Source organism: Oleiphilus sp. HI0066, from assembly GCF_001635725.1.
In genome coordinates, this window is record NZ_LWFH01001283.1 from 1 (window position 1) to 811 (window position 811).

Here is an 811-nt window from a genome sequence, read left to right on the forward strand (position 1 = left end):
AGGTAAGTTATCTGCCGACTATTTTATCGACCGTAAGCTCTCATAAAACTTGATCTTTAAAGGTTATTGACGCGTAATTCACCTTATCGAAGTATTAGCCGGCTGAGGAGTCGTTGTGGATATTGGTGACTACCGTAGAGAGTACATGAGTGAAGGGATTGATGGAGAAAGCTTACACATTGATCCCGTTCAACAGTTTGAGATTTGGTTTAAGCAGGCGACAGACGCAGGCATTCAAGATTCGAACGCTTTCAGTCTTGCGACGGCAACCGAGCAGGGAATGCCATCTGTTCGAACCGTACTTCTCAAGCTTTTCGATGAACGTGGTTTTGTATTTTTCACGAACTACAACAGCCGCAAAGCCAAAGAAATCAAAGAGAATTCCAAAGCCGCCATGTTATTTCCTTGGCTTCCTCTAAATCGCCAAGTGCGCATTGAAGGGCATGTTGAGAAAATATCGAGCGTCGAATCATTTAAGTATTTCACGTCACGCCCGCGAGGGAGTCAGATTGGCGCGTGGTGTAGTGATCAAAGTGAAGTCATCGAGTCACGAAGTTTCTTAGAGCAAAAATACCACGAGGCGGCTGAAAAATTCCGTCAAGGAAATATTCCGTTGCCATCATTTTGGGGCGGGTACCGAATAGTCCCTAGTAGTTTTGAATTTTGGCAGGGAAGAGAAAGTCGCCTGCATGATCGTTTGTCTTACTTTAAAACTGCCGAAGGTGATTGGACGATCTCTCGTTTAGCACCTTGATCTTGCATCAGAATATCAATCAGCGCGCGTGTTTCGGATGGCTCACGCGCGGGCTCT

The 811-nt window shown here is 45.6% G+C and carries 1 protein-coding gene; it reads left to right on the forward strand.

The genetic code is table 11. The annotated features are described in order from the left end of the window. Positions 1 to 115 precede the first annotated feature (115 nt). Positions 116 to 754 carry a pyridoxamine 5'-phosphate oxidase gene (gene pdxH, locus A3738_RS18695; protein WP_068475996.1) on the forward strand — a complete coding sequence of 213 codons (639 nt, stop codon included), beginning with the start codon at positions 116 to 118 and terminating at the stop codon, positions 752 to 754. Positions 755 to 811 lie beyond the last annotated feature (57 nt).